22 protein-coding genes are annotated in these 20,570 nt (G+C 53.9%); 11 read left to right on the top strand and 11 right to left on the bottom strand.

Annotated elements, in window-relative coordinates; genetic code table 11:
• Nucleotides 1-23 precede the first annotated feature (23 nt).
• Both E2L00_RS22025 and lysM read left to right on the top strand, forming a co-directional pair.
• Entirely contained in the window at nt 24-329 is a 306-nt protein-coding gene (locus tag E2L00_RS22025; protein ID WP_420808862.1) for a transporter substrate-binding domain-containing protein, read from the top strand.
• A gap of 47 nt (nt 330-376) precedes the next feature.
• Nucleotides 377-823, top strand: a complete 447-nt coding sequence (gene lysM, locus E2L00_RS17100) for a peptidoglycan-binding protein LysM (protein ID WP_167613784.1) — start codon at nt 377-379, stop codon at nt 821-823.
• Nucleotides 824-886: 63 nt separating this feature from the next.
• Here the strand turns inward: lysM and E2L00_RS17095 are convergent, their stop codons facing one another.
• Complete coding sequence (locus tag E2L00_RS17095) at nt 887-1,177, bottom strand: Bor family protein (protein ID WP_167613782.1); 291 nt, start codon at nt 1,175-1,177, stop codon at nt 887-889.
• 173 nt (nt 1,178-1,350) lie between these two features.
• Between E2L00_RS17095 and E2L00_RS17090 the strand changes: the two genes are divergently transcribed.
• Nucleotides 1,351-1,557 carry a hypothetical protein gene (locus E2L00_RS17090; RefSeq protein ID WP_167613780.1) on the top strand — a complete coding sequence of 69 codons (207 nt, stop codon included), beginning with the start codon at nt 1,351-1,353 and terminating at the stop codon, nt 1,555-1,557.
• Between the two features lie 50 nt (nt 1,558-1,607).
• Here E2L00_RS17090 and E2L00_RS17085 read toward each other — a convergent pair whose 3' ends face one another.
• Together E2L00_RS17085 and yeaG are read right to left on the bottom strand one after the other, a co-directional pair.
• Complete coding sequence (locus tag E2L00_RS17085; protein ID WP_167613778.1) at nt 1,608-2,894, bottom strand: YeaH/YhbH family protein; 1,287 nt, start codon at nt 2,892-2,894, stop codon at nt 1,608-1,610.
• A 194-nt stretch (nt 2,895-3,088) separates the two neighbouring features.
• Nucleotides 3,089-5,023 carry a protein kinase YeaG gene (gene yeaG, locus E2L00_RS17080; protein WP_167613776.1) on the bottom strand — a complete coding sequence of 645 codons (1,935 nt, stop codon included), beginning with the start codon at nt 5,021-5,023 and terminating at the stop codon, nt 3,089-3,091.
• Between the two features lie 427 nt (nt 5,024-5,450).
• Between yeaG and E2L00_RS17075 the strand changes: the two genes are divergently transcribed.
• Both E2L00_RS17075 and E2L00_RS17070 read left to right on the top strand, forming a co-directional pair.
• Nucleotides 5,451-6,197 carry a MipA/OmpV family protein gene (locus tag E2L00_RS17075; RefSeq protein WP_167613774.1) on the top strand — a complete coding sequence of 249 codons (747 nt, stop codon included), beginning with the start codon at nt 5,451-5,453 and terminating at the stop codon, nt 6,195-6,197.
• A 77-nt stretch (nt 6,198-6,274) separates the two neighbouring features.
• Entirely contained in the window at nt 6,275-7,126 is an 852-nt protein-coding gene (locus E2L00_RS17070; protein ID WP_167613772.1) for an aldo/keto reductase, read from the top strand.
• Here E2L00_RS17070 and E2L00_RS17065 read toward each other — a convergent pair.
• Nucleotides 7,123-8,010 (bottom strand): D-hexose-6-phosphate mutarotase, encoded by an 888-nt coding sequence (locus tag E2L00_RS17065; RefSeq protein WP_167613770.1) that lies wholly within the window; start codon nt 8,008-8,010, stop codon nt 7,123-7,125. The genes E2L00_RS17070 and E2L00_RS17065 overlap by 4 nt on opposite strands.
• A 77-nt stretch (nt 8,011-8,087) precedes the next feature.
• Complete coding sequence (gene gapA, locus E2L00_RS17060; RefSeq protein ID WP_167613768.1) at nt 8,088-9,083, bottom strand: glyceraldehyde-3-phosphate dehydrogenase; 996 nt, start codon at nt 9,081-9,083, stop codon at nt 8,088-8,090.
• Nucleotides 9,084-9,428: 345 nt separating this feature from the next.
• Between gapA and msrB the strand changes: the two genes are divergently transcribed.
• Nucleotides 9,429-9,842: a peptide-methionine (R)-S-oxide reductase MsrB gene (gene msrB, locus E2L00_RS17055; protein ID WP_167613766.1), complete on the top strand. Its 414-nt coding sequence runs from the start codon at nt 9,429-9,431 to the stop codon at nt 9,840-9,842.
• Nucleotides 9,843-9,885: 43 nt separating this feature from the next.
• Nucleotides 9,886-10,161, top strand: a complete 276-nt coding sequence (locus tag E2L00_RS17050; protein WP_201279481.1) for a YeaC family protein — start codon at nt 9,886-9,888, stop codon at nt 10,159-10,161.
• Between the two features lie 39 nt (nt 10,162-10,200).
• On the opposite strand, the gene chiD is transcribed toward E2L00_RS17050, so the two are convergent.
• From chiD to sppA, 4 genes are all read right to left on the bottom strand, one after another.
• Nucleotides 10,201-11,472, bottom strand: a complete 1,272-nt coding sequence (gene chiD / locus E2L00_RS17045) for a chitinase ChiD (RefSeq protein WP_167613762.1) — start codon at nt 11,470-11,472, stop codon at nt 10,201-10,203.
• Nucleotides 11,473-11,645: 173 nt separating this feature from the next.
• Nucleotides 11,646-12,281 (bottom strand): bifunctional nicotinamidase/pyrazinamidase, encoded by a 636-nt coding sequence (gene pncA, locus E2L00_RS17040; RefSeq protein ID WP_167613760.1) that lies wholly within the window; start codon nt 12,279-12,281, stop codon nt 11,646-11,648.
• 9 nt (nt 12,282-12,290) lie between these two features.
• Nucleotides 12,291-13,307, bottom strand: coding sequence for an asparaginase (ansA, locus tag E2L00_RS17035; RefSeq protein WP_167613758.1), 1,017 nt, complete (start codon nt 13,305-13,307; stop codon nt 12,291-12,293).
• Nucleotides 13,308-13,379: 72 nt separating this feature from the next.
• On the bottom strand, nt 13,380-15,230 hold the full coding sequence (sppA, locus tag E2L00_RS17030) for a signal peptide peptidase SppA (protein ID WP_167613756.1): 1,851 nt from the start codon (nt 15,228-15,230) through the stop codon (nt 13,380-13,382).
• A gap of 171 nt (nt 15,231-15,401) precedes the next feature.
• Here sppA and E2L00_RS17025 point away from each other — a divergent pair, with 171 nt between their 5' ends.
• The 4 genes from E2L00_RS17025 to E2L00_RS17010 all read left to right on the top strand — a co-directional run bounded on the left by E2L00_RS17025 (nt 15,402) and on the right by E2L00_RS17010 (nt 19,317).
• Nucleotides 15,402-15,953 (top strand): NAD(P)H nitroreductase, encoded by a 552-nt coding sequence (locus E2L00_RS17025; RefSeq protein WP_167613754.1) that lies wholly within the window; start codon nt 15,402-15,404, stop codon nt 15,951-15,953.
• Nucleotides 15,954-16,075: 122 nt separating this feature from the next.
• Entirely contained in the window at nt 16,076-17,119 is a 1,044-nt protein-coding gene (gene selD, locus E2L00_RS17020) for a selenide, water dikinase SelD (protein ID WP_167613752.1), read from the top strand.
• A gap of 4 nt (nt 17,120-17,123) precedes the next feature.
• Nucleotides 17,124-19,115, top strand: coding sequence for a DNA topoisomerase III (locus E2L00_RS17015; protein WP_167613750.1), 1,992 nt, complete (start codon nt 17,124-17,126; stop codon nt 19,113-19,115).
• A complete protein-coding gene (locus E2L00_RS17010) occupies nt 19,078-19,317 on the top strand; it encodes a DUF1496 domain-containing protein (protein ID WP_167614078.1) in 240 nt (79 codons plus the stop codon). The genes E2L00_RS17015 and E2L00_RS17010 overlap by 38 nt, the downstream gene beginning before the upstream one ends.
• On the opposite strand, the gene E2L00_RS17005 is transcribed toward E2L00_RS17010, so the two are convergent.
• Both E2L00_RS17005 and xthA read right to left on the bottom strand, forming a co-directional pair.
• Nucleotides 19,283-19,693, bottom strand: a complete 411-nt coding sequence (locus E2L00_RS17005; RefSeq protein WP_201279474.1) for a pyrimidine (deoxy)nucleoside triphosphate diphosphatase — start codon at nt 19,691-19,693, stop codon at nt 19,283-19,285. The two genes, E2L00_RS17010 and E2L00_RS17005, sit on opposite strands and share 35 nt — an antisense overlap.
• A 29-nt stretch (nt 19,694-19,722) precedes the next feature.
• Complete coding sequence (gene xthA, locus E2L00_RS17000; protein WP_167613748.1) at nt 19,723-20,529, bottom strand: exodeoxyribonuclease III; 807 nt, start codon at nt 20,527-20,529, stop codon at nt 19,723-19,725.
• Between the last annotated feature and the right edge of the window lie 41 nt (nt 20,530-20,570).

Genomic DNA, 20,570 nt, shown 5'->3' with positions numbered 1-20,570 from the left:
GCCAACGCATTCCTCTTTTACAGTTGGGCAAAGTCGATCTGATAGCCGCGGATATCCCCATTACGCCGGAGCGTGCGCAGGTGGTGGGCTTCTCCAGGCCTGATGTTGTGACCGGTCAGCAATTCCTCGTCTTTACCGCCTCGCCGGATAAGCTTGACGATTACGGGCATGGTTTATTACCCGCTGTGCAGCAGCCGGGGCTGGCTGGTATCGCGCTGGCAACCGGCATCATCACGTCAGCTACGGGAATGATATTGCCTTGTTCTTTGTTCATTTTCGCGCTTCGACGCGTTCCCGCTCGCATAGTGCTTTCCTCTGCTAGACTTTGAAGTTGATAGTGTTGTTACTACCCGAACGAAAATTATCAGGAGGAGATATGGGCTTAATCAGTTTTGTGAAAGAAGCAGGCGAGAAAATATTCCATGCGGTTACCGGAACGGCGCACGCCGCCGATCAAAACGAACTTCTTAAAGAGCACCTGAAAAAAACCGGCGTTCCGGATGCAGATAAAGTCGACGTAAAAGTTGCAGATGGCAAGGCCGTCGTGACGGGCGAAGGGCTAAGCCAGGAAGCAAAAGAGAAAATCCTGGTAGCCGTTGGTAACGTTGCGGGCATTGCCGGCGTGGAAGATAAGGTAACGGTGAAAGAGGCGGCTGCAGAGAGCCAGTATTACACCGTGAAATCAGGCGATACCCTGAGCGCAATTTCTAAGCAGGTTTACGGCGACGCAAACCAGTACAACAAGATCTTCGAGGCCAACAAGCCGATGCTCAAAAGCCCGGAAAAAATTTATCCAGGACAGGTGCTGAGGGTGCCGAAATAACGCAGAAAGCCCACCGACTGGGGTCAATCCTACCGGTGGGCTTTTTTATAGCAGCGTCGTGAATTACTTAGCGCAATATACTCGCGCTTCGCGCGGCGTATAAATGCCGAAAGTAACAAAACCAAGCAGGCCGTTAACAAAAGTCTGCTGGACTTCGGTGCTCACGACCTTATCCGCGCCGCCACAAACCTGAGCTGCGTCAATTTGTTTCTTTTGACCAATACCGCTTACGAAGAAGTGATGGGTGGTTATCTGTTGCGGTGCAGCGGTCACGCCTTTGTTCACAGAGAAGGTTTGCTGTGCGCATCCAGAAATGGCCGTGGCAGCCAAAATAACCATAATCAACTTTTTCATATCATTCCTTTTTTGTGTAATAAGCCCGTGTTGTTTCAGTGAAAAATATTACACAGCAAAGGCCACAAACTACAATTCCCTGGATTTAATAGCGCCTGCCGATTCTCCAGTAGCGGCTAAACCGTGCGGTATTATCGTCTAAGCTTAAGATTCGGAAGCAAAAGGAGAACGTTATGTCGAAACTTGATTCAAACGAACATCGCAGAGAAGAGGGCGAAGTAAGCAAAGGCCTGCCTGAGGTAGCGCCTGACGCCAGTAATGCGCACGAAGAAGACGATCGTTCGATCGGGGGCGAGCCTAAGAAACACGGAGAAATACCCCGTAAGCGAGACGACAGTGAGGATGATAAGAAAGGCCCGTACAAGGATACCGGCAAATAAACTGCAAAAATCAGCCAGCAAACGTAAATTAACTGGCTGATTTATCAGTGCTAATTGTAAGAGTCGCTGGTCTGCTGCTTGTGGAAAAGCTCCCGGAATACAGGATAGATATCGTCCTGGTCGCGGATGTGCTGCATGGCGAAGTTATCGAAGGTTGCCTGTAGGTCTTCATATTCGCGCCACAGCGTCTGGTGCGCGCGCCGGGTGATTTCGATATAGCTGTAATAGCGCACCACCGGCAGCAGTTTTTTCGCCAGCAGTTCATGACACAGCGGCGAGTCATCCGCCCAGTTGTCGCCGTCCGAAGCTTGTGCGGCGTAAATATTCCACTGCGCTGGGTCATACCTTTCCTTCACGACTTCATCCATCAGCTTCAACGCGCTTGATACAATGGTGCCGCCGGTTTCCTGCGAATAGAAAAACTCGTGCTCATCCACTTCTTTCGCCTGCGTGTGATGGCGGATATAAACCACTTCCACGTTTTTATAGGTTCTGCTCAGGAATAAATAGAGCAGAATATAAAAACGTTTTGCCATGTCTTTGGTGGCCTGGTCCATCGAACCGGAGACGTCCATCAGACAAAACATGACGGCCTGGCTTGAAGGCTCGGCGCGTTTTTCGTAGTTTTTGTAGCGCAAATCGAACGTATCGATAAACGGCACGCGGGCGATTTTCTCGCGTAGCTCAGCTATCTCTTTGCGCAAACGTTCTTCTTCCAGCAGTTGCGCAGGTTCGCTTTTGCTGACGGTTTCAAGGCTATCTTCCAGCTCGTGTAGCTGACGGCGTTTCCCGGCGGTCATTGCCGTGCGTCTTGCCAGCGAGTTTTGCAGTGAACGAACCACGGCAATGTTTGCAGGCACGCCGTTAGAGGTATAACCCGCACGATGCGTTTTAAACTCGTTGAGCTGCCGCTGCTGGTTTTTCTGCAGATTTGGCAACGCCAGGTCTTCAAACAGCAAATCGAGGTATTCATCTTTTGAGATCTGGAAGACGAATTCATCCTGGCCTTCGCCGTCCGGGCTTGCCTGACCCTGACCGCCGCCTGAACCACCGCCGCCGCCCTGAGGGCGCTCGATGCGGTCGTTCTGGACGAAATGATCGTTCCCGGGATGTACGCGATGGCGCAGGCCGCCACGCCCCTGGTGAAACATCGGTTCGCTGATATCTTCACTGGGAATGGAGACGGACTCGCCGCTATCCACGTCGGTTACCGAACGCTTGTTGATGGCCTCGGAAATCGACTGTTTGATTTGTGCTTTATAACGGCGCAGGAAGCGCTGGCGGTTGACCGCGCTCTTGTTTTTGCCGTTCAGTCGCCTGTCAATAAAATAGGCCATAGTTCCCCCAACTTCTTTGCCGACTGCGCAGGGGCGACACGGTTGTGTCGCCCTTTTTTGACTTATGCCCGTCATACTTCAGGTTGCGGCGAAGGCGGCTGTACTTACTCCTCCCGGTCGCTTGCTTAGATAAGCTCCTGGCGATGAGCTTCCTTGCCGCCTGACCACAACCCGAATTATATCGAGTACAGACGTTATGAAGATTTGCGTACCCGCAGATACCATTCGCACAGCAGACGGACCTGTTTGCGGGTATAGCCTTTCTCCATCATACGATCGACAAAATCATCGTGTTTCTTCTGTTCGTCGGTCGAGGTTTTGGCGTTGAACGAAATAACGGGCAGCAGCTCTTCGGTATTGGAGAACATTTTCTTCTCAATAACCGTGCGCAGCTTCTCGTAGCTGGTCCAGTTAGGATTACGACCGTTATTGTTGGCGCGGGCGCGCAGCACGAAGTTGACGATTTCATTGCGGAAATCTTTCGGGTTGCTGATGCCTGCCGGTTTTTCAATTTTTTCCAGCTCCGCATTCAGGGCTTCACGATCGAAGAGCTGGCCGGTATCCGGGTCGCGGTATTCCTGATCCTGAATCCAGAAGTCAGCGTAGGTGACATAACGGTCGAAAATGTTCTGTCCGTATTCTGAATAAGATTCGAGATACGCCGTCTGGATCTCTTTGCCGATGAATTCAGCGTATTTCGGGATCAGATAGCCTTTCAGGTGCTCCAGATATTTCTCTGCCAGATCCTGAGGGAACTGCTCGCGTTCGATCTGTTGCTCCAGCACGTAGAAAAGATGAACCGGGTTGGCCGCGACCTCTACATGGTCGAAGTTAAACACGCGCGAGAGGATTTTGAACGCAAAGCGTGTCGACAGGCCGTTCATGCCTTCATCCACCCCGGCGTAGTCGCGATATTCCTGGTAGGACTTCGCTTTCGGGTCGGTATCCTTCAGGCTTTCGCCGTCGTACACCCGCATTTTGGAGTAAATGCTGGAGTTTTCCGGCTCTTTCAGGCGTGAAAGAATGGAGAAGCGCGACAGCGTTTCGAGCGTACCCGGCGCACAAGGCGCGTGGGACAGCTCGCTGTGATTAAGCAGCTTCTCGTAGATTTTGATCTCTTCGGAAATCCGCAGGCAATAAGGCACCTTGACGATATACACACGGTCAAGGAACGCCTCGTTGTTTTTGTTATTGCGGAAGGTCACCCATTCAGATTCGTTGGAGTGCGCCAGAATAATGCCGTTGAACGGTAGGGCGGAGATGCCTTCCGTGCCGTTGTAGTTGCCTTCCTGAGTCGCCGTCAGCAGCGGGTGCAGCACTTTAATCGGCGCTTTAAACATCTCAACGAATTCCATAATGCCCTGGTTGGCGCGGCACAGCGCACCGGAGTAGCCATAGGCATCAGGATCGTTTTGCGCGTGGTTTTCCAGCTTGCGGATATCCACCTTACCGACCAGCGCCGAGATGTCCTGGTTGTTTTCATCCCCCGGTTCGGTTTTGGCGATGGCAATCTGCGCCAGAATCGACGGCCAGACTTTCACCACGCGGAATTTGGTGATATCGCCGCCAAATTCGTGCAGGCGCTTCGCCGCCCATGGGGACATAATCGTGCCCAGGTAGCGGTTAGGTACGCCGTACTCTTTTTCAAGGATCGAGGCGTCTTCCTGCGGGTTGAACAGACACAGCGGGTGGTCGTTTACCGGGCTGCGTTCGCCGTTCGCGCTGAGGGTATAAATCGGTACGCGCTGCATCAGCGCCTTCAGGCGTTCGGCGAGTGAAGACTTACCGCCGCCGACCGGCCCCAGCAAATAGAGAATTTGTTTCTTCTCTTCCAGCCCCTGAGCCGCATGTTTCAGATAGGAAACGATTTGCTCAATGGCTTCTTCCATACCATAGAACTCTTCAAACGCCGGATAACGGGAAATCACCCGGTTCGAAAAGAGACGGGACAGCCGTGGCTCTGTGGCAGTATCCACCATCACTGGCTCACCAATGGCCATCAATAGCCTTTCTGCCGCGTTGGCATAGGCACTGCGATCTTGCTTACAGATGGCAAGAAATTCCTGCAGTGTGAACTCTTCGTCCTTGGCAGCTTCATAACGCTGGCGATAGTGATCGAATATATTCATGGCATGCCGTCCTTTCGTTTTTTAGCACAGGTTAGAGAGCCGAAGGTAATAGTAATAGGGGCTCCCGGAAGACGTATTCTGAGTACAGCAACCCTTATGCCAACTTATCTGTTGTGGTGCTTTTCGGTACTGCCGTCAGAGTAATTCACCTTCTTAAAATAAAGCGTAGATGGCATTTGCAAAACTTGCATACGGCCGCAGGCCAATTTCAACGACATATCAATAACTCATCAGGTTCTTGCTTCCTCCGGCGTAAAGCGCCGCCGCCGGAATAATACAGCCGTCATGAAAGTGAAAAGAGAATGAAATCCTTTTCTGCCAGCCTGATTGATTGATAAGGTTTTTTGATTGGTAAAAAATTTGGGAGAAATGGGCGGCACAGTTACACTTGTTCCGCTGATTATTTGATTAAAGGACTGAATGGATTGTGACCAAATTCAAACTTCTGGCATTGAGTGTCATTATCGCTTCTTCACTGGGTACCGCGAGCGCGGCCAGTCAATGGTCTGTTGGTGCGGGCGTTGGTATCGTTGAGAGCCCGTATAAACAGTACGATCGCGATGTCTACCCGATACCGGTTGTCACCTATGAAGGAGATGACTTCTGGTTCCGCGGGCTGGGCGGCGGCTACTATCTGTGGAACGACAAGGCCGACAAACTGTCAATCATGGCCTATTACTCGCCTACCTATTTTAAACCGGGCGACAGTGACGATCGTCAGTTACGCCGTCTGGACAAGCGTAAGAGCACAATGATGGCGGGGCTGTCATACGTTCATAACACTGAATATGGTTTCCTGCGTACGACGCTGTCGGGCGATACGCTGGATAACAGCAACGGCATCGTCTGGGATCTGGCCTGGCTGTACCGCTATACCAACGGCGCGTTAACCCTGACGCCGGGCATTGGTATGGCGTGGCACAGCGAAAACTATAATGATTACTATTATGGGGTTTCCCATAATGAGGCGAGACGTAGCGGTCTGAATAGCTACGATGCTGACGATAGCTGGAACCCGTATCTGGAACTGACGGCGAGCTACAAGTTTGCTGACGACTGGAGCGTGTATGGCAGCGGACGTTACAACCGCCTGGGTAATGAGATCAAAGACAGCCCGATGGTCGATAAATCATGGAGCAGTCTGATTTCTGCCGGCATAACCTATAGTTTCTGATAGTGCAATTTATGCATATTTACGGGGCGCTTGCGCCCCGTTTGCATTATGACGAGGCAAACTGTGAAGGAAGCGTTATGACCAGACAGATTCATTTTTCAGCAAACAAGGGCTTACCGGCAATAGGGCAGGGAACCTGGGCTATGGGCGAGAAGGCGTTACAGCGTCGGGATGAGGTTCATGCCCTGCAGGCAGGTATCGATCTTGGTTTGACGCTTATCGACACGGCTGAAATGTACGCCGAGGGCGGCGCGGAACGCATAGTTGGCGAAGCCATTCGCGGACGGCGTGACGAGGTTTTCCTTGTTTCGAAAGTCTATCCATGGAACGCGGGCGGAGAACGAGCTATTGCCGCCTGTGAAGCCAGCCTCAAACGTTTGCAGAGCGATTATCTCGACCTTTATCTGCTGCACTGGCGCGGGGATATCCCGCTGGAAGAAACCGTTAGCGCCATGCAAGCCCTGAAGCAGCAGGGGAAAATCCGCCGTTGGGGCGTATCAAATCTCGATTATGACGATATGCGGGAGCTCACCGTGCTTGCCGGTGGTGCAGAATGTGCAACCAATCAGGTGCTTTATCATTTAGCTTCGCGTGGCATTGAGCACGATCTATTGCCATGGTGCCAGCAACAAAACATGCCGGTGATGGCCTATTGCCCGCTGGCTCAGGCGGGGCGATTGCGCGATGGGCTGATGAATCATCCGGCGCTGAAGCAAATGGCTGCGCAGAAGGGCGTCGCTGTCGCGCAGTTGTTATTAGCGTGGTTGATAAGCCATAACGGCGTGATGGCGATTCCAAAAGCCGGCAGCGTGGCGCATGTTAAAGAGAACGCTGCGGCGCGCGAAATAACCCTGAGTAACGAAGAAATTGCCGTGATGGAAAAGGCGTTTCCGGCACCGGGCCACAAAACGCCTTTAGCTATGGTTTAGCCGTTCTTCGCTACACGCAGCGTTGCTGCCAGGCGCGCCGGTTTGTCGGTGCTCGCTTTTTGTGACGTTGTCACGCAAGCCGTTTCTACACAAACAAAAGTCTTATAGCCGTCGTCCGGCATATCGCCCATCGAGGCAGACAGCGCCGGGCCCGGATTCCAGCCCACTACGTTGCTGTGGTGGCGATGCTCAACGTCAATGGTGCGCTTCAGGCTTGCATCATGAATGACGCTGCATTCTTCTGCCGCCAGGTAAACGCGATCGGTACGATCGGGGAAAGTCTGCACGCCATCGGTTAACTGGCCTTTTTCACCGCCGAGCACCTTGTCGATATAGATATCGCCCAGGCCGCTCACTTTCACATCGGCAATATTGCCCACGTTGAAATAGGTGTGCAGGGCGCTGGTGACTTCAAATTCACCGTGCGCTTCCAGCTCCATTTCGCAGGTTTTACCCAGCTTATAACGTGCGTACAGAGTGAAATCATGCGGCCAGAGCTTGCGGGTTTCATCGCTGCTTTGCAGTTCAAACGTCAGCGAAACGCCGCTGGCGTCTTCGCTATGCGCGCTCAGCGTCCACGGCAAATTACGGGCAAAGCCGTGCGCGGGCAGGGCTTTATCTTCAGCCGGGCCAAACCACGGCCAGCAGACCGGCACGCCGCCGCGCAGCGCTTTGCCATTTTTAAACGGCGTGTTGTTGCTCAGCCACAGGACTTCTTCTTCACCGGCCGGTTTCCAGGAGAGCAGATGCGCCCCCTGTAAAGCCACGGAGGCGCGTACCTGTGGGTGATCGACCACAATTACGTCCAGTTCATCAAGCTGACGACGAGAGAGGACAGGGGCGATCTGTTCAATAACCGGAAGGGCAAAAATTTTAGTAATCATTGACTCAACCTATATATCGAAAGCGAAAAAAAAGGGCGACCATTGTCGCCCTTCTGGGATTAATTACTCATCGCAGCTTATTTGGAGATGTGAGCGATCAGATCCAGTACTTTATTGGAGTAGCCAGTTTCGTTGTCGTACCAGGAAACCAGTTTCACAAAGTTGTCGTTCAGTGCGATACCCGCTTTGGCATCGAACACGGAAGTGCAAACTTCGCCGTTGAAATCGGTAGAAACAACGTCGTCTTCGGTGTAACCCAGAACGCCTTTCATTTCGCCTTCAGAAGCGGCTTTGATGGCTTTCTTGATTTCTTCGTAGGACGCTGCTTTTTCCAGACGCACGGTCAGGTCAACAACGGATACGTTAGGCGTAGGCACGCGGAACGCCATACCGGTCAGTTTGCCGTTCAGCTCTGGCAGAACTTTACCTACTGCTTTAGCAGCACCGGTAGAAGAAGGGATGATGTTCTGTGCCGCGCCACGGCCGCCGCGCCAGTCTTTATGAGACGGGCCATCAACGGTTTTCTGCGTAGCGGTGGTAGCGTGAACGGTGGTCATCAGGCCTTCAACGATACCGAAGTTGTCGTTGATAACTTTAGCCAGCGGCGCCAGGCAGTTGGTGGTGCAGGATGCGTTAGAAACGATATCCTGACCCGCGTATTTTTCAAAGTTTGCACCACGAACGAACATTGGGGTGTTGTCTTTGGAAGGACCAGTCAGAACGACTTTTTTCGCGCCGGCAGAGATGTGCTTACGAGCGGTTTCGTCGGTCAGGAAGATACCGGTAGCTTCAGCAACAACGTCAACGCCGATTTCGTTCCACTTCAGGTTAGCCGGATCTTTTTCAGCGGTAACACGGATGGTTTTGCCGTTGACAACCAGGTGGCCGTCTTTCACTTCTACGGTACCGTTGAAACGGCCGTGAGTGGAGTCATACTTCAGCATGTACGCCATGTATTCAGCGTCTAACAGATCGTTGATACCAACGATTTCGATGTCAGAACGTTCCTGAGCAGCACGGAAAACAATACGGCCGATACGGCCAAAACCGTTGATACCTACTTTGATAGTCATATATTCCACCAGCTATTTGTTAGTGAATAAAAGGTTGCCTGTAAAATTACAAAAACCTTACGCAGCGTCAAGCGGAATCGTGTCAATCATTGCGACAAATCAATCCTGTGGACACCAATCGTACGATCAAACCGCTTCACGTTTCCCTCTTGGCTGTCGACCATATGAGGGCGAATCCGGGAATTTTAAAGGGCACATCCAACAAAAATGTGATGCATATCACAATTAGTGCTGCGCCAGAAATTCAGGCCTAAGTTTAGAACAAAAAGCTGCGCGGCGTTGTTAATTTTTTGTTAGAATCATGCTGTTATCAGTCACTGCAATTATTGCCCGAGACGCACGCATATGGCTAACCAAACCCCCCCTGATTTCGCGAAAAAAAACCTTAACGAGATGCAGTTTTATGTCACCCAACAACACGGCACAGAGCCGCCGTTTTCGGGGCGTCTGCTGCATAACAAACGTGACGGTGTCTATCACTGCCTGGTCTGCGATGCACCGTTGTTTATGTCTGAATCCAAGTATGACTCCGGCTGCGGCTGGCCGAGCTTTTACGAGCCGGTAAGCGAGACGGCCATCCGTTATATAAAGGATTTTTCACACGGGATGGAGCGGGTCGAGATCCGCTGCGGCAACTGCGAAGCGCACCTTGGCCACGTTTTCCCTGACGGGCCGCAGCCTACAGGCGAACGCTACTGCGTGAATTCCGCATCGTTAAGCTTCACCGATGAAAAAGACGGCGAGCAAACGAAAGGGTGAAAAATCGATTCAGCCAATTATTCCACAGGAAGCAACCCGCATGATGAATCTGGATGATATGTTAGCCGCGATGACGCCGGAAATTTATCAGCGTCTGGTGACCGCGGTTGAGTTAGGTAAATGGCCGGACGGCGTGGCATTAACGCCAGACCAGAAAGAAAACAGTCTGCAACTGGTGATGATGTGGCAAACGCGGCATAACGTCGATGCACAGCATATGTCCATCGGCACCGACGGCAACATCGTAATGAAGAGTAAGCAGCAGTTAAAAGCAGAGTTCGGCATTGAGCCTGCGCCGATTGTGACGGTGAAGCTGTAGCGCTGCTCCCTCTCCCGGCAAGGAGAGGGAGGCAAACTGTTAATGTCCGCTCTGAATCCCCAGCGTCCGGGCAAGCTGCTTCGCTAGCTGGTTTTTATCGTCGGCGCCATACTCCCAGAACATCGCGCCGCCCAGGCCCTTGCGCTTGATATATTCCGCTTTAATCGCCACGGACTTTGGATTTTCATAAGAGATAGCAAAGACATCTTTGCCCTCTGAAGTCTTCATGGTCAGATACGGCACCTTCGCATCGTCATCCCAGCGTGCTGTAAAACGTTTCTGCGGATCGTTAAGCAGCTTGCTGACGATAGCGTTGTATTTGAAATAGCTGTCTTTGGTCAGATCTAACCCGTACGAAGCGAAGATCGCTTTCTCCGGTGCGCCAAAATAAGGCTGCGTTACCGGATTTTTTGCCGCGTCTGGTTTATCCCAGTCGATGCCGGGTTCGGTCGCGCGCTTAGGCACGCGGCCATAGAAGCCGATACCGAGGTTCAGCTGCGCAGGCTTCAGTCCCGCTGCTATGTAGTTGTTCACCACAAAATTCGCGCTGTACTTATCTGCGCTGGCAACCGTCGGCCAGGCTTTCGAATCATACAGATTGGCGTTGAAATATTGCGTACCGTAAGCCATGTCGTAGGTCATCAGATTGATGTAATCCAGCGCCGGGGCGATGGCTTTTACGTCCACCCATTCTGTTGGGCTTTTCACATTGGCGCCCACGGCAATGGTCAGCAATTTCTCTTTACCCAGCGCCTGCCGTAGTTCGTTAAGCAGGGCGGTGAAGTTATCGCGGTCAGCTTCAGTTGCATCCACCAGACCCCACGCGCCGTTAATCGGGTATTCCCAGTCCAGATCGATGCCGTCCAGGCCATAGCGCTTGATAACCTCCTGCGCCGACCGGATAAAAATGGCTCTGTTTTCCGGGCTTGCCGCCGCCCCGGAGAAACCACGTGCGCCCCAGCCGCCCACGGAAAGCAGCACTTTCAGCCGGGGATTCTGTTTGCGCAGGGCAGAAATTTTTTCCAGATCGGCCGTTACTTTTGGCGAAAGCCAGATTTGATGCAGCTTAGCGGGGTCTTTTAACGCCGTGTTAGTTTCACCTTTTTCATCGTTGTAGATAAGGCCAAACGAATAGTTAAGGTGGGTAATCTGCCGGACATCAAGCTTGTTAACGTCGCCTCCCGGCCCGGCCGTTATATCGCCGCCACCGTTAAAATAACCGACTGAAAGATAATTTTTTGCATGGGCGACACCGGCAAAAGCGAGTGGGAGCGCTGCCAGCAACGGCAGCAAGTTGCGCGTACACTTCATAGCAATTCCTCTTTGACGGACAATATTGAAAAACCTCTGAAGAGGTAAAAATCAGCTAAACGCTGAATAAATAAGCAGGAAGATTATGAGAGCGCTCTCAAAAAAGGGCGAGCAAATAACCTTCAAAATGAGAGCAGGGTCGAAAAAGAAGCAGGGCGCGGGCGCCCCGATCGTTACCGGCAGGAGAAATCGGCAAGCGTCATCAGCACGGCACCTGCTGCTGACATGTCCTGGAAAGCCATCAGGCTGTCCTGCGGATGGATATTAACCCCACGGCAGCCGTCGGTAATAACCGTGACGGCGTAGCCCAGCTTCAACGCGTCCAGCACGGTAAATCTCACGCAATAATCGGTGGCGAGTCCCAGCACGATCAATTCTGTTATGCCGCATTCGCGCAGCCATGTGTCCAGCCCGGTTTTCTGGCGATGACCGTTATCAAAAAATGCGCTGTAGCTATCGATAGCGGGGTTTTCGCCTTTATGGAACACGGCGTCGATAGCTTTAGCATTGAGCAAAGGATGAAAGGCGGCCCCTTCGGTATTTTGCACGCAATGAACGGGCCACCAGGTTTGCGGTAAACCATCAAGCTCGCCCTGGGTATAAGGCTCGGTAACCTGCACGCTGGCAAAGCTGCCATGATTAGCGGGATGCCAGTCCTGAGAGGCAACGATCGCGTCGTCACGCGCTTTACAGCGGTTAATCAGCTCGTTTGCCACATCAATTGTGCTGTCACCTTCCGTCACGGCCAGCGCGCCGCCAGCACAGAAATCGTTCTGCAAATCGACCAGTAATAATGCACGCTTGGTCATCGACTCTCCTTACTCATCAGGTGTTAATTCCCCACGCAGATTTCGCGACATCGCATCGCGAATGGCCTGCGCATCCAGACCCTGACTTAGCAGATAGTGCAGTTTAGTCAGCGTCGCTTCAACAGTCATATCATAGCCGCTGATAACGCCCGCCTGCGCAAGCGCATTACCCGTAGCGTAGCCGCCCATATTCACTTTCCCGGACATACACTGGGTGAGGTTCACCACCACAATGCCGCGCGAGCAGGCTTCCTGCAGCTCCTGAAGGAATGCGCCATGCTGCGGCGCGTTACCCACGCCATACGAACGAAGGATCAGCGCCTTGACCGGCTGACGCAGGAAGTTACCAATAACGTTAGCAGAAATGCCCGGATAAATTGTCACCACGCCAATCGGCTGCGGCGTAATCGGGTGAACGATAAGTTCTCCTTCACCTTGCGGGGCGGCAGGCGTGTTCAGGCGACGAATATGAATGCCCGCTTCGAGCAGCGCAGGCAGATTAGGCGAGGCGAAAGCATCAAAACCATCGGCATGAGCTTTGGTGGTGCGGTTGCCGCGATACAGCCGATTATTGAAGAACAAGGTAACTTCGTTGACGGGAAAATTTGCCGCCACATACAGCGAATTCAGCAGGTTGATTTGCCCGTCGGAACGCAGTTCGGCAAGCGGGATTTGCGAGCCAGTTACAATCACCGGTTTGCTGAGGTTTTCCAGCATAAACGACAGCGCCGAGGCGGTGAAAGCCATGGTATCCGTGCCGTGCAGAATGACGAAGCCGTCGTATTCATCGTAATGCGCCCTGATGTCATCGGCGATATGCTGCCAGTCTTCCGGCGTCATATCCGACGAGTCCATCAGCGGCTGATATTCGTGGATGGTAAAGTCCGGCATTTCCTGGCGATGGAATTCAGGCATCAATGCCAGCTGGCGTTGCAGATGTCCAGAAACGGGAATGTAACCCTGCTCAGAACGCTGCATGCCGATGGTGCCGCCGGTGTAGGCAACGTAGATGGATTTCTTTTGCATGAAATGGATTCGCATTGGTGCGCAAAGAGAGGGCGGGTAGGCAATGCGCCACCCGCCATAAGAGATTATGAATTATCGCACATCGCCGCACGTCAGGCAGAAGGCGTAACGATTTTGCGGATCGTTCATCGTGCCGAATTTATCATTCTGCGCTTTCACCGCCAGCGCGGCATCGGCCAGAGGCGCGGGCAGATAAGCCTGTAGGGCCTCTGGCAGCATGGCGCGCACGGAGCCGCTCATGCTGTTAAACACCATGTCGATAAAGCCGGGTTCATCCTGCCAGAAATTAAGATGCCAGCTTGAAAGCTTCGCAAGCTCGGCAGCTTTGGCTACCGCATCGTCGAAATCACCCAGGCTATCCACCAGACCGTTGGCTTTTGCATCCTGACCCGTCCAGACATGGCCCTGCGCAATCCTGTCAATTTGCTCTGGCGTCTTTTTACGGGACTGGGCAACCAGCGTGATAAAGCGCTTATAGCCGTTTTCGATGGTTAACTGCATCATCTGCTGCACTTCCGGCGGCAGCGATTTCGTTACGGCAACGTCCGCCAGAGGCGAAGTAGCGACGCCATCGGTATGTACGCCCAGATAATCCAGCGAGTTCTCAACGGTATTGATAACGCCGAAGATGCCGATTGAGCCCGTAAGCGTGCTCGGGTTGGCGACGATATAATTTGCCGGCGTGGAAATCCAGTAACCGCCGGATGCCGCCATACCGCCCATTGAAACGACGATTGGTTTGCCCGCCGCTTTCGCGGCTACCAGTTCCTCGCGAATAGTTTCAGAAGCCGTTACGCTGCCGCCTGGGCTGTTCACCCGCAGGACGATGGCTTTCACTTTCGGGTCCAGTCGCGCCTCACGGATTTGCATGGCGGTAGTATCGCCGCCCACCTGTCCAGGCGTTTCTTCCCCGTCCATGATGGCGCCGTTTGCGAAGATCACCGCAATAGCGCCGCCTTTTTCAGGCGCTTTTTTTAGCTGATAGTCGTACATGCTGGTGTAGCTGAAATCTTTATTCTCTTTGTTCCAGCCAAACTGTTTGATGAGCGCTTTATTGACCGTGGCGCTGGTGGCCAGTTCATCAACCAGCTTGTTGTCCAGCGCGTACTGCGCGGTGTCACCACCTAATTTTTGCAGGCTATCAAGCAACGCCTGCGCGCCCGGGAAGACCTGCTGCGAGGTAATTTCACGGTTCGCGGCAATAGTGCCGGTATAGTTCTGCCACAGCTCGCCAATCCAGCGGCTGTCCGCTTCACGCGCGGCAGGTGACATATCATCGCGAATGAACGGCTCAACGGCGGATTTATAGGTGCCGACGCGGAAGATATGGGTGGAAACCTTCAGCTTATCGAGCAGGGATTTGTAGTAGAGCGAGTTAGTGGCGAAACCGTGCAGATCCACCATCCCCTGCGGGGAAAGCCAGATTTTATTGGCGAAGCTTGCAAGGTAATACTGCCCCTGATTATAGCTGTCGCCCGTGGCGTAAACCGGCTTGCCGCTGTCGCGGAATTCACGTAGCGCTTTGCCGATATACTGCATGGAAGGCTGATCGGCCCCGGCGAAATCTTTCAGATCCAGCACAATGCCGGTGATGTTGCGGTCATCTTTCGCCTGGCGAATCGCATTGACGACATCAAAGAGGGAGTTTTCCTGCAGGCGGTCGGAACTGGCACCCAAAAGCTGACGGCCAATAACCCCAAGCTTGTTACTCACCGACGGCTTATCCACGACGACGCCGGTGATATCGAGCAGCAGCGCGCCCCTGGCAGGCTCAGAAGAGGTGCTGCTGACCTGCAGCCAGATTCCTACACCTACCAGAATCAGCAGGATCAGGAACAGGTTGAGAATGAATTCTCGAATAAAATTAAGCCCACGCCAGGTCCACTTAAAAAAACCGGCAATAAATCGCCCAATGGTACGCATCTCTTCTCCGTAACCGTCATAATTGCAAGCCGCCACACGAAACCGCAGCGAAAGTGAACGCTATCCTAAATAGCCCCAGGGCAAAAGTCAGCAGGAAATCGGCCCTGTGCTGTAACAAAACCTCATGCTGTGCTAATTTTGTGAATAAAAATCATTACAGGAATTAATAATATGGATGCACTCGAACTACTGCTTAATCGCCGCAGCGCTTCACGTCTGGCTGAACCAGCCCCGGCTGGTGAGGTGCTGGAAAATATTTTTCACGCCGGCATGCGTGCGCCGGATCATGGCGCTTTGCAGCCGTGGCGCTTCATCGTCATTGAAGGTGAAGGGCGCGATCGCTTCAGTAAGGTGCTGGAAAAAGCAGCCGTTGCTGAAGCGCTGGACGAGAAGGGTATTGAGAAGGCGCGTACCGCCCCTTTCCGCGCGCCAATGATTATCGCTGTGGTAGCGTATTGCGATGACGATCATAAAGTTCCGGTCTGGGAGCAGGTAGTTTCAGCGGGATGTGCGGTCATGGCTATGCAGATGGCGGCCGTTGCGCAAGGGTTTAACGGCATCTGGCGTAGCGGTATCTGGACCGAAAGTGAAGCCGTGCGCGAAGCGCTACGGTGTCGCGAGCAGGATGAAGTGGTGGGTTTCCTCTATCTGGGCACCCCGCAACTGAAAGCTTCCACCACCATAACGGTACCTGACACCGCGCCATTTGTGCGTCATTTCTGAACAAACGCCGCAAAGCTGTCTGGATTGTGAGCGAAAGCCGCGCAATTCAGACACGCGGACTTACCACCCTGCCATTTGAGCGCTACCATAGAGCCCTGAAAGCCCAATGACAGGAGTTGTCCATGAGTGAGCAAACCGTTCGTTTAACACAGTACAGCCACGGCGCTGGCTGCGGCTGCAAAATTTCCCCGAAAGTGCTGCAAACTATTCTGCATTCGGAGCAGGCAAAGTTTGCTGACCCAAACCTGCTGGTAGGGAACGAAACCAGCGATGACGCGGCGGTTTACGATCTGGGCAACGGCACCTGTGTTGTCAGCACCACGGACTTTTTCATGCCTATCGTTGACGACCCGTTCGACTTCGGGCGCATTGCGGCGACCAACGCCATCAGCGATATCTATGCCATGGGCGGCAAACCAATCATGGCGATCGCTATTCTCGGCTGGCCTATTAATACGCTGGCGCCTGAACTCGCCCGTAAAGTGATTGAAGGCGGGCGCTTTGTCTGCCAGCAGGCAGGGATTTCCCTGGCCGGCGGCCATTCTATCGATGCACCGGAACCGATTTTTGGCCTTGCCGTCACCGGCATCGTGCCGACAGAGCGCGTGAAGAAAAACAGCTCGGCGCAGGCGGGCTGCAAACTCTTCCTGACCAAACCCCTCGGCATTGGCGTGCTGACAACGGCCGAGAAAAAATCCCTCCTGAAACCTGAACATTTTGGCCTGGCAGCAGAAGTTATGTGCCAGCTCAACAAGCCGGGTGCAGAATTTGCCGAGGTTGAAGGCGTAACCGCGATGACCGACGTCACCGGTTTTGGCCTGTTGGGACACCTGAGCGAAATGTGCCAGGGCGCGGGCGTGCAGGCCGAAGTATGGTTCGACAAAGTTCCTAAACTGCCGGATGTAGAAGAGTACATCGCTAAAGGCTGCGTGCCGGGCGGCACAGGGCGCAACTTCGCCAGCTACGGGCATCTGATGGGTGAAATGTCCGATGCGTACCGCGATCTGTTGTGCGATCCGCAAACCTCCGGCGGCCTGCTGCTGGCCGTGCGTGCCGATGCAGAACAGGACGTGGCGGCCATTGCAGAAAAAAACGGCATTAAACTGAACGCCATCGGTGAGCTGAAACCTGCCCGCGCAGGCCGACCGATGATCGAGATTCGCTAACCTCATGCGGTTGTTTATTGCGGAAAAGCCGAGTCTCGCACGCGCCATCGCCGATGTGCTCCCTAAACCTCACCGCAGGGGAGACGGCTTTATTGAATGCGGCAACGGCCAGGTTGTGACCTGGTGTATCGGCCACCTGCTCGAGCAGGCGCAGCCGGACGCCTATGACGAACGCTACGCGCGCTGGAATCTTGCCGACCTGCCTATCGTGCCGGAAAAGTGGCAGTTACAGCCGCGTCCTTCCGTCACCAAACAGCTTAACGCCATCAAAAAGCTGCTCTCGCAGGCCAGCGAAGTGGTGCATGCAGGTGACCCGGACCGCGAAGGGCAGCTGCTGGTGGATGAAGTGCTGGATTACCTGCAGCTGGCCCCGGAAAAGCGTCAGCAGGTGCAGCGTTGCCTGATCAACGATCTTAACCCGCAGGCGGTGGAGCGCGCTATTTCACGCCTGCGCGCCAACAGCGAATTCATTCCGCTTTGCGTTTCAGCCCTGGCGCGTGCCCGCGCCGACTGGCTGTACGGCATCAACATGACCCGCGCTTACACCATTCTTGGGCGCAACGCGGGCTATCAGGGCGTGCTGTCCGTTGGCCGCGTGCAGACGCCGGTGCTGGGGCTGGTGGTGCGTCGCGATGAAGAAATCGAAAACTTCGTGGCGAAAGACTTTTTCGAAGTAAAGGCGCACATCGTTACTCCGGCAGACGAGCGTTTTGTCGCCACCTGGATACCAAGCGAATCCTGTGAGCCGTATCAGGATGAAGAAGGGCGCCTGCTGCATCGTCCGCTTGCCGAACACGTGGTGAAGCGGATTGCCGGGCAGCCTGCCGTCGTCACGGCCTATAGCGATAAACGGGAATCAGAGGTCGCACCGCTGCCGTTCTCGCTATCCAGTTTGCAGATTGAAGCGGCGAAACGCTTCGGTCTCAGCGCTCAGAACGTGCTGGATATCTGTCAGAAGCTTTATGAAACCCATAAGCTGATTACCTATCCGCGTTCCGACAGCCGCTATTTACCGGAAGAACATTACGCCGGGCGCCATGCGGTACTGAATGCCATCGGCGTTCATCAGCCGAATTTACTGCCGCAGCCAGCGGTGAACACCGATATCCGCAACCGCTGCTGGGACGACAAAAAAGTGGACGCCCACCACGCGATTATCCCGACCGCTCGCAGCTCATCCGTCTCGCTTTCAGAAAACGAAGCGAAAGTTTACAACCTTATCGCCCGGCAATATCTGATGCAGTTCTGTGCCGATGCGGTATTCCGCAAATGCACTATCGATCTGGATATTGCCGGCGGCAAATTTAACGCCAAAGCGCGCTTCCTGGCCGAAGCCGGCTGGCGCACGCTGCTTGGCAGTAAAGAACGCGATGAAGAGAACGACGGCACGCCGCTGCCGGTGGTGGCGAAGGGCGATGAGCTATTGTGCGAGAAAGGCGAAGTGGTGGAACGGCAAACCCAGCCGCCGCGCCATTTTACCGATGCGACGCTGCTTTCCGCGATGACCGGCATCGCCCGCTTTGTGCAGGATAAAGATCTGAAAAAGATCCTGCGCGCCACGGACGGGCTGGGCACGGAAGCGACGCGTGCGGGGATCATCGAATTGCTGTTCAAACGCAGCTTCCTGACAAAAAAAGGGCGCTATATTATTTCTACGGATGCCGGAAGGGCGCTGATTCACTCTCTGCCGGAGCTGGCCGCAAGGCCTGACATGACGGCGCACTGGGAATCGACGCTGACGCAAATCAGCGAAAAGCAGTGCCGGTATCAGGATTTCATGCAGCCGCTGGTCACCACGCTCCATGAGCTGATTCACCAGGCGAGAACCACGCCGGTTCGTCATGCCTTCAAGGGAATTAAGGCACCGGATGACAATAAAAAGTCCCGTAAACAGTGGGCAAAAAAAGAGGGAAATAAAGATGCTAAGAAAAAGCCTGCTCGCCGTCGCCGTGACGCTGATGAGTCTACCGGGGATGGCGCAACGCCACCAGCCTGACGTGGATGTTTCTGTACCTCCGGAAGCGTTCAGCACGCAGGGGCAACGGGCCGCACCTTGTAATCAGTGCTGCATCTATCAGGATCAAAATTACTCGGAAGGATCGGTGGTGAAGGCAGACGGCGGCATACTTTTACAATGTCAGCGCGATGAAAAAACGCTGGGCACTAATCCGCTGGTGTGGCGTCGGGTAAAACCCTGAACGCGTCAAGCAGAGGAATATCCGCCGGAGCGAGGGCATACGCCAGCGCTTCGGCGGGATAGCACCATATCAGTCCGCTGTGGCAGTACGCCGTCAGCTCACCGCGAAAAGACGGAACGTGCCAGGCATGAAGATGAATAAGTCTGCCGGATACCTCCCGCTTGTGGCTGGCAACATAGTTGCCAACCTCGGCTTCAATACCTAATTCTTCCCGCAGCTCGCGTATCAGCGCTGCCGGTTGCGATTCTCCGCTCTCCACCTTGCCGCCTGGAAACTCCCACAGCCCCGGCTGGTCGCCGTCTTCCGGCCTTTGCGCCAGCAGAATTTTTCCGTCGCGCTCGATAATAGCCGCGACGACATCAAGGGTGTTTATCATTATGTTTCGCTCACACAGGCAGGCCGGCTTTAAAGCTTAAACTGTGCCCAGACCGGCGCGTGATCGGATGGCTTTTCCATGCCGCGAATATCGTAATCAATGCCCGTTGCGATGCAGCGTTCCGCCAGCGGTTTGCTTGCCAGCAGCAGATCGATACGCAGGCCGCGGTTGTCATCAAAACCTCTGGAGCGGTAGTCGAACCACGAGAATTTGTCCTGCGCTTCCGGGTTGGCGTGGCGGAAGGTATCTACCAGCCCCCAGTTAATCAGACGGCCCATCCACTCGCGCTCTTCAGGCAGGAAGGAGCATTTGCCGGTGCGCAGCCAGCGCTTGCGGCTATCTTCACCGATGCCGATATCCAGATCTGTCGGGCTGATGTTCACATCGCCCATAATCAACACCGGATTGTCTTTATTCAGCGCATTATCGAGGTAGTCCTGCAAATCCTGATAAAACTTCGCCTTTGCTGGAAATTTGGTTGGATGATCGCGGCTTTCGCCCTGCGGGAAGTAACCGTTAATTACCGTCAGGTTGCCGAGCGGGGAAGGGATTTCCGCCATGATGATCCGGCGCTGGGCTTCTTCGCCGTCGCCAGGGAAGCCACGACGCACGGCAACCGGCGTCTCTTTGGTCAGCAGCGCCACGCCATAATGGCCTTTCTGCCCGTGATAGAAAACGTTGTAGCCAAGCTTTGCGACATCCTCCAGCGGGAACATATCGTCATGCACCTTGGTTTCCTGCAGGCCGATAACATCCGGCTGGTGTTGTTCGACAATGGCTTCAAGCTGGTGCGGACGAGCGCGCAGGCCGTTGATATTAAAAGAGACAAATTTCATGAATCGCTGCCGTGGTGACAAGTCAGGGTGGCAGGATGGTA

Source organism: Cedecea colo (genome assembly GCF_011808225.1).
GTDB lineage: Bacteria > Pseudomonadota > Gammaproteobacteria > Enterobacterales > Enterobacteriaceae > Dryocola > Dryocola colo.
The sequence above is the reverse complement of the archived record's forward strand: the minus strand, read 5'-3'. Positions and strand labels throughout refer to the sequence as shown.

Coding starts and splice junctions, on each gene's coding strand:
- E2L00_RS17010 (WP_167614078.1), top strand. CDS start 19,078: ATGAGTCTACCGGGGATGGCGCAACGCCACCAGCCTGACGTGGATGTT.
- gapA (WP_167613768.1), bottom strand. CDS start 9,083: ATGACTATCAAAGTAGGTATCAACGGTTTTGGCCGTATCGGCCGTATT.
- E2L00_RS17025 (WP_167613754.1), top strand. CDS start 15,402: ATGGATGCACTCGAACTACTGCTTAATCGCCGCAGCGCTTCACGTCTG.
- sppA (WP_167613756.1), bottom strand. CDS start 15,230: ATGCGTACCATTGGGCGATTTATTGCCGGTTTTTTTAAGTGGACCTGG.
- E2L00_RS17005 (WP_201279474.1), bottom strand. CDS start 19,693: ATGATAAACACCCTTGATGTCGTCGCGGCTATTATCGAGCGCGACGGA.
- chiD (WP_167613762.1), bottom strand. CDS start 11,472: ATGAAGTGTACGCGCAACTTGCTGCCGTTGCTGGCAGCGCTCCCACTC.
- E2L00_RS17015 (WP_167613750.1), top strand. CDS start 17,124: ATGCGGTTGTTTATTGCGGAAAAGCCGAGTCTCGCACGCGCCATCGCC.
- E2L00_RS17050 (WP_201279481.1), top strand. CDS start 9,886: ATGAATCTGGATGATATGTTAGCCGCGATGACGCCGGAAATTTATCAG.
- E2L00_RS17090 (WP_167613780.1), top strand. CDS start 1,351: ATGTCGAAACTTGATTCAAACGAACATCGCAGAGAAGAGGGCGAAGTA.
- selD (WP_167613752.1), top strand. CDS start 16,076: ATGAGTGAGCAAACCGTTCGTTTAACACAGTACAGCCACGGCGCTGGC.
- pncA (WP_167613760.1), bottom strand. CDS start 12,281: ATGACCAAGCGTGCATTATTACTGGTCGATTTGCAGAACGATTTCTGT.
- yeaG (WP_167613776.1), bottom strand. CDS start 5,023: ATGAATATATTCGATCACTATCGCCAGCGTTATGAAGCTGCCAAGGAC.
- E2L00_RS17095 (WP_167613782.1), bottom strand. CDS start 1,177: ATGAAAAAGTTGATTATGGTTATTTTGGCTGCCACGGCCATTTCTGGA.
- ansA (WP_167613758.1), bottom strand. CDS start 13,307: ATGCAAAAGAAATCCATCTACGTTGCCTACACCGGCGGCACCATCGGC.
- E2L00_RS17070 (WP_167613772.1), top strand. CDS start 6,275: ATGACCAGACAGATTCATTTTTCAGCAAACAAGGGCTTACCGGCAATA.
- lysM (WP_167613784.1), top strand. CDS start 377: ATGGGCTTAATCAGTTTTGTGAAAGAAGCAGGCGAGAAAATATTCCAT.
- xthA (WP_167613748.1), bottom strand. CDS start 20,529: ATGAAATTTGTCTCTTTTAATATCAACGGCCTGCGCGCTCGTCCGCAC.
- E2L00_RS17065 (WP_167613770.1), bottom strand. CDS start 8,010: ATGATTACTAAAATTTTTGCCCTTCCGGTTATTGAACAGATCGCCCCT.
- msrB (WP_167613766.1), top strand. CDS start 9,429: ATGGCTAACCAAACCCCCCCTGATTTCGCGAAAAAAAACCTTAACGAG.
- E2L00_RS17085 (WP_167613778.1), bottom strand. CDS start 2,894: ATGGCCTATTTTATTGACAGGCGACTGAACGGCAAAAACAAGAGCGCG.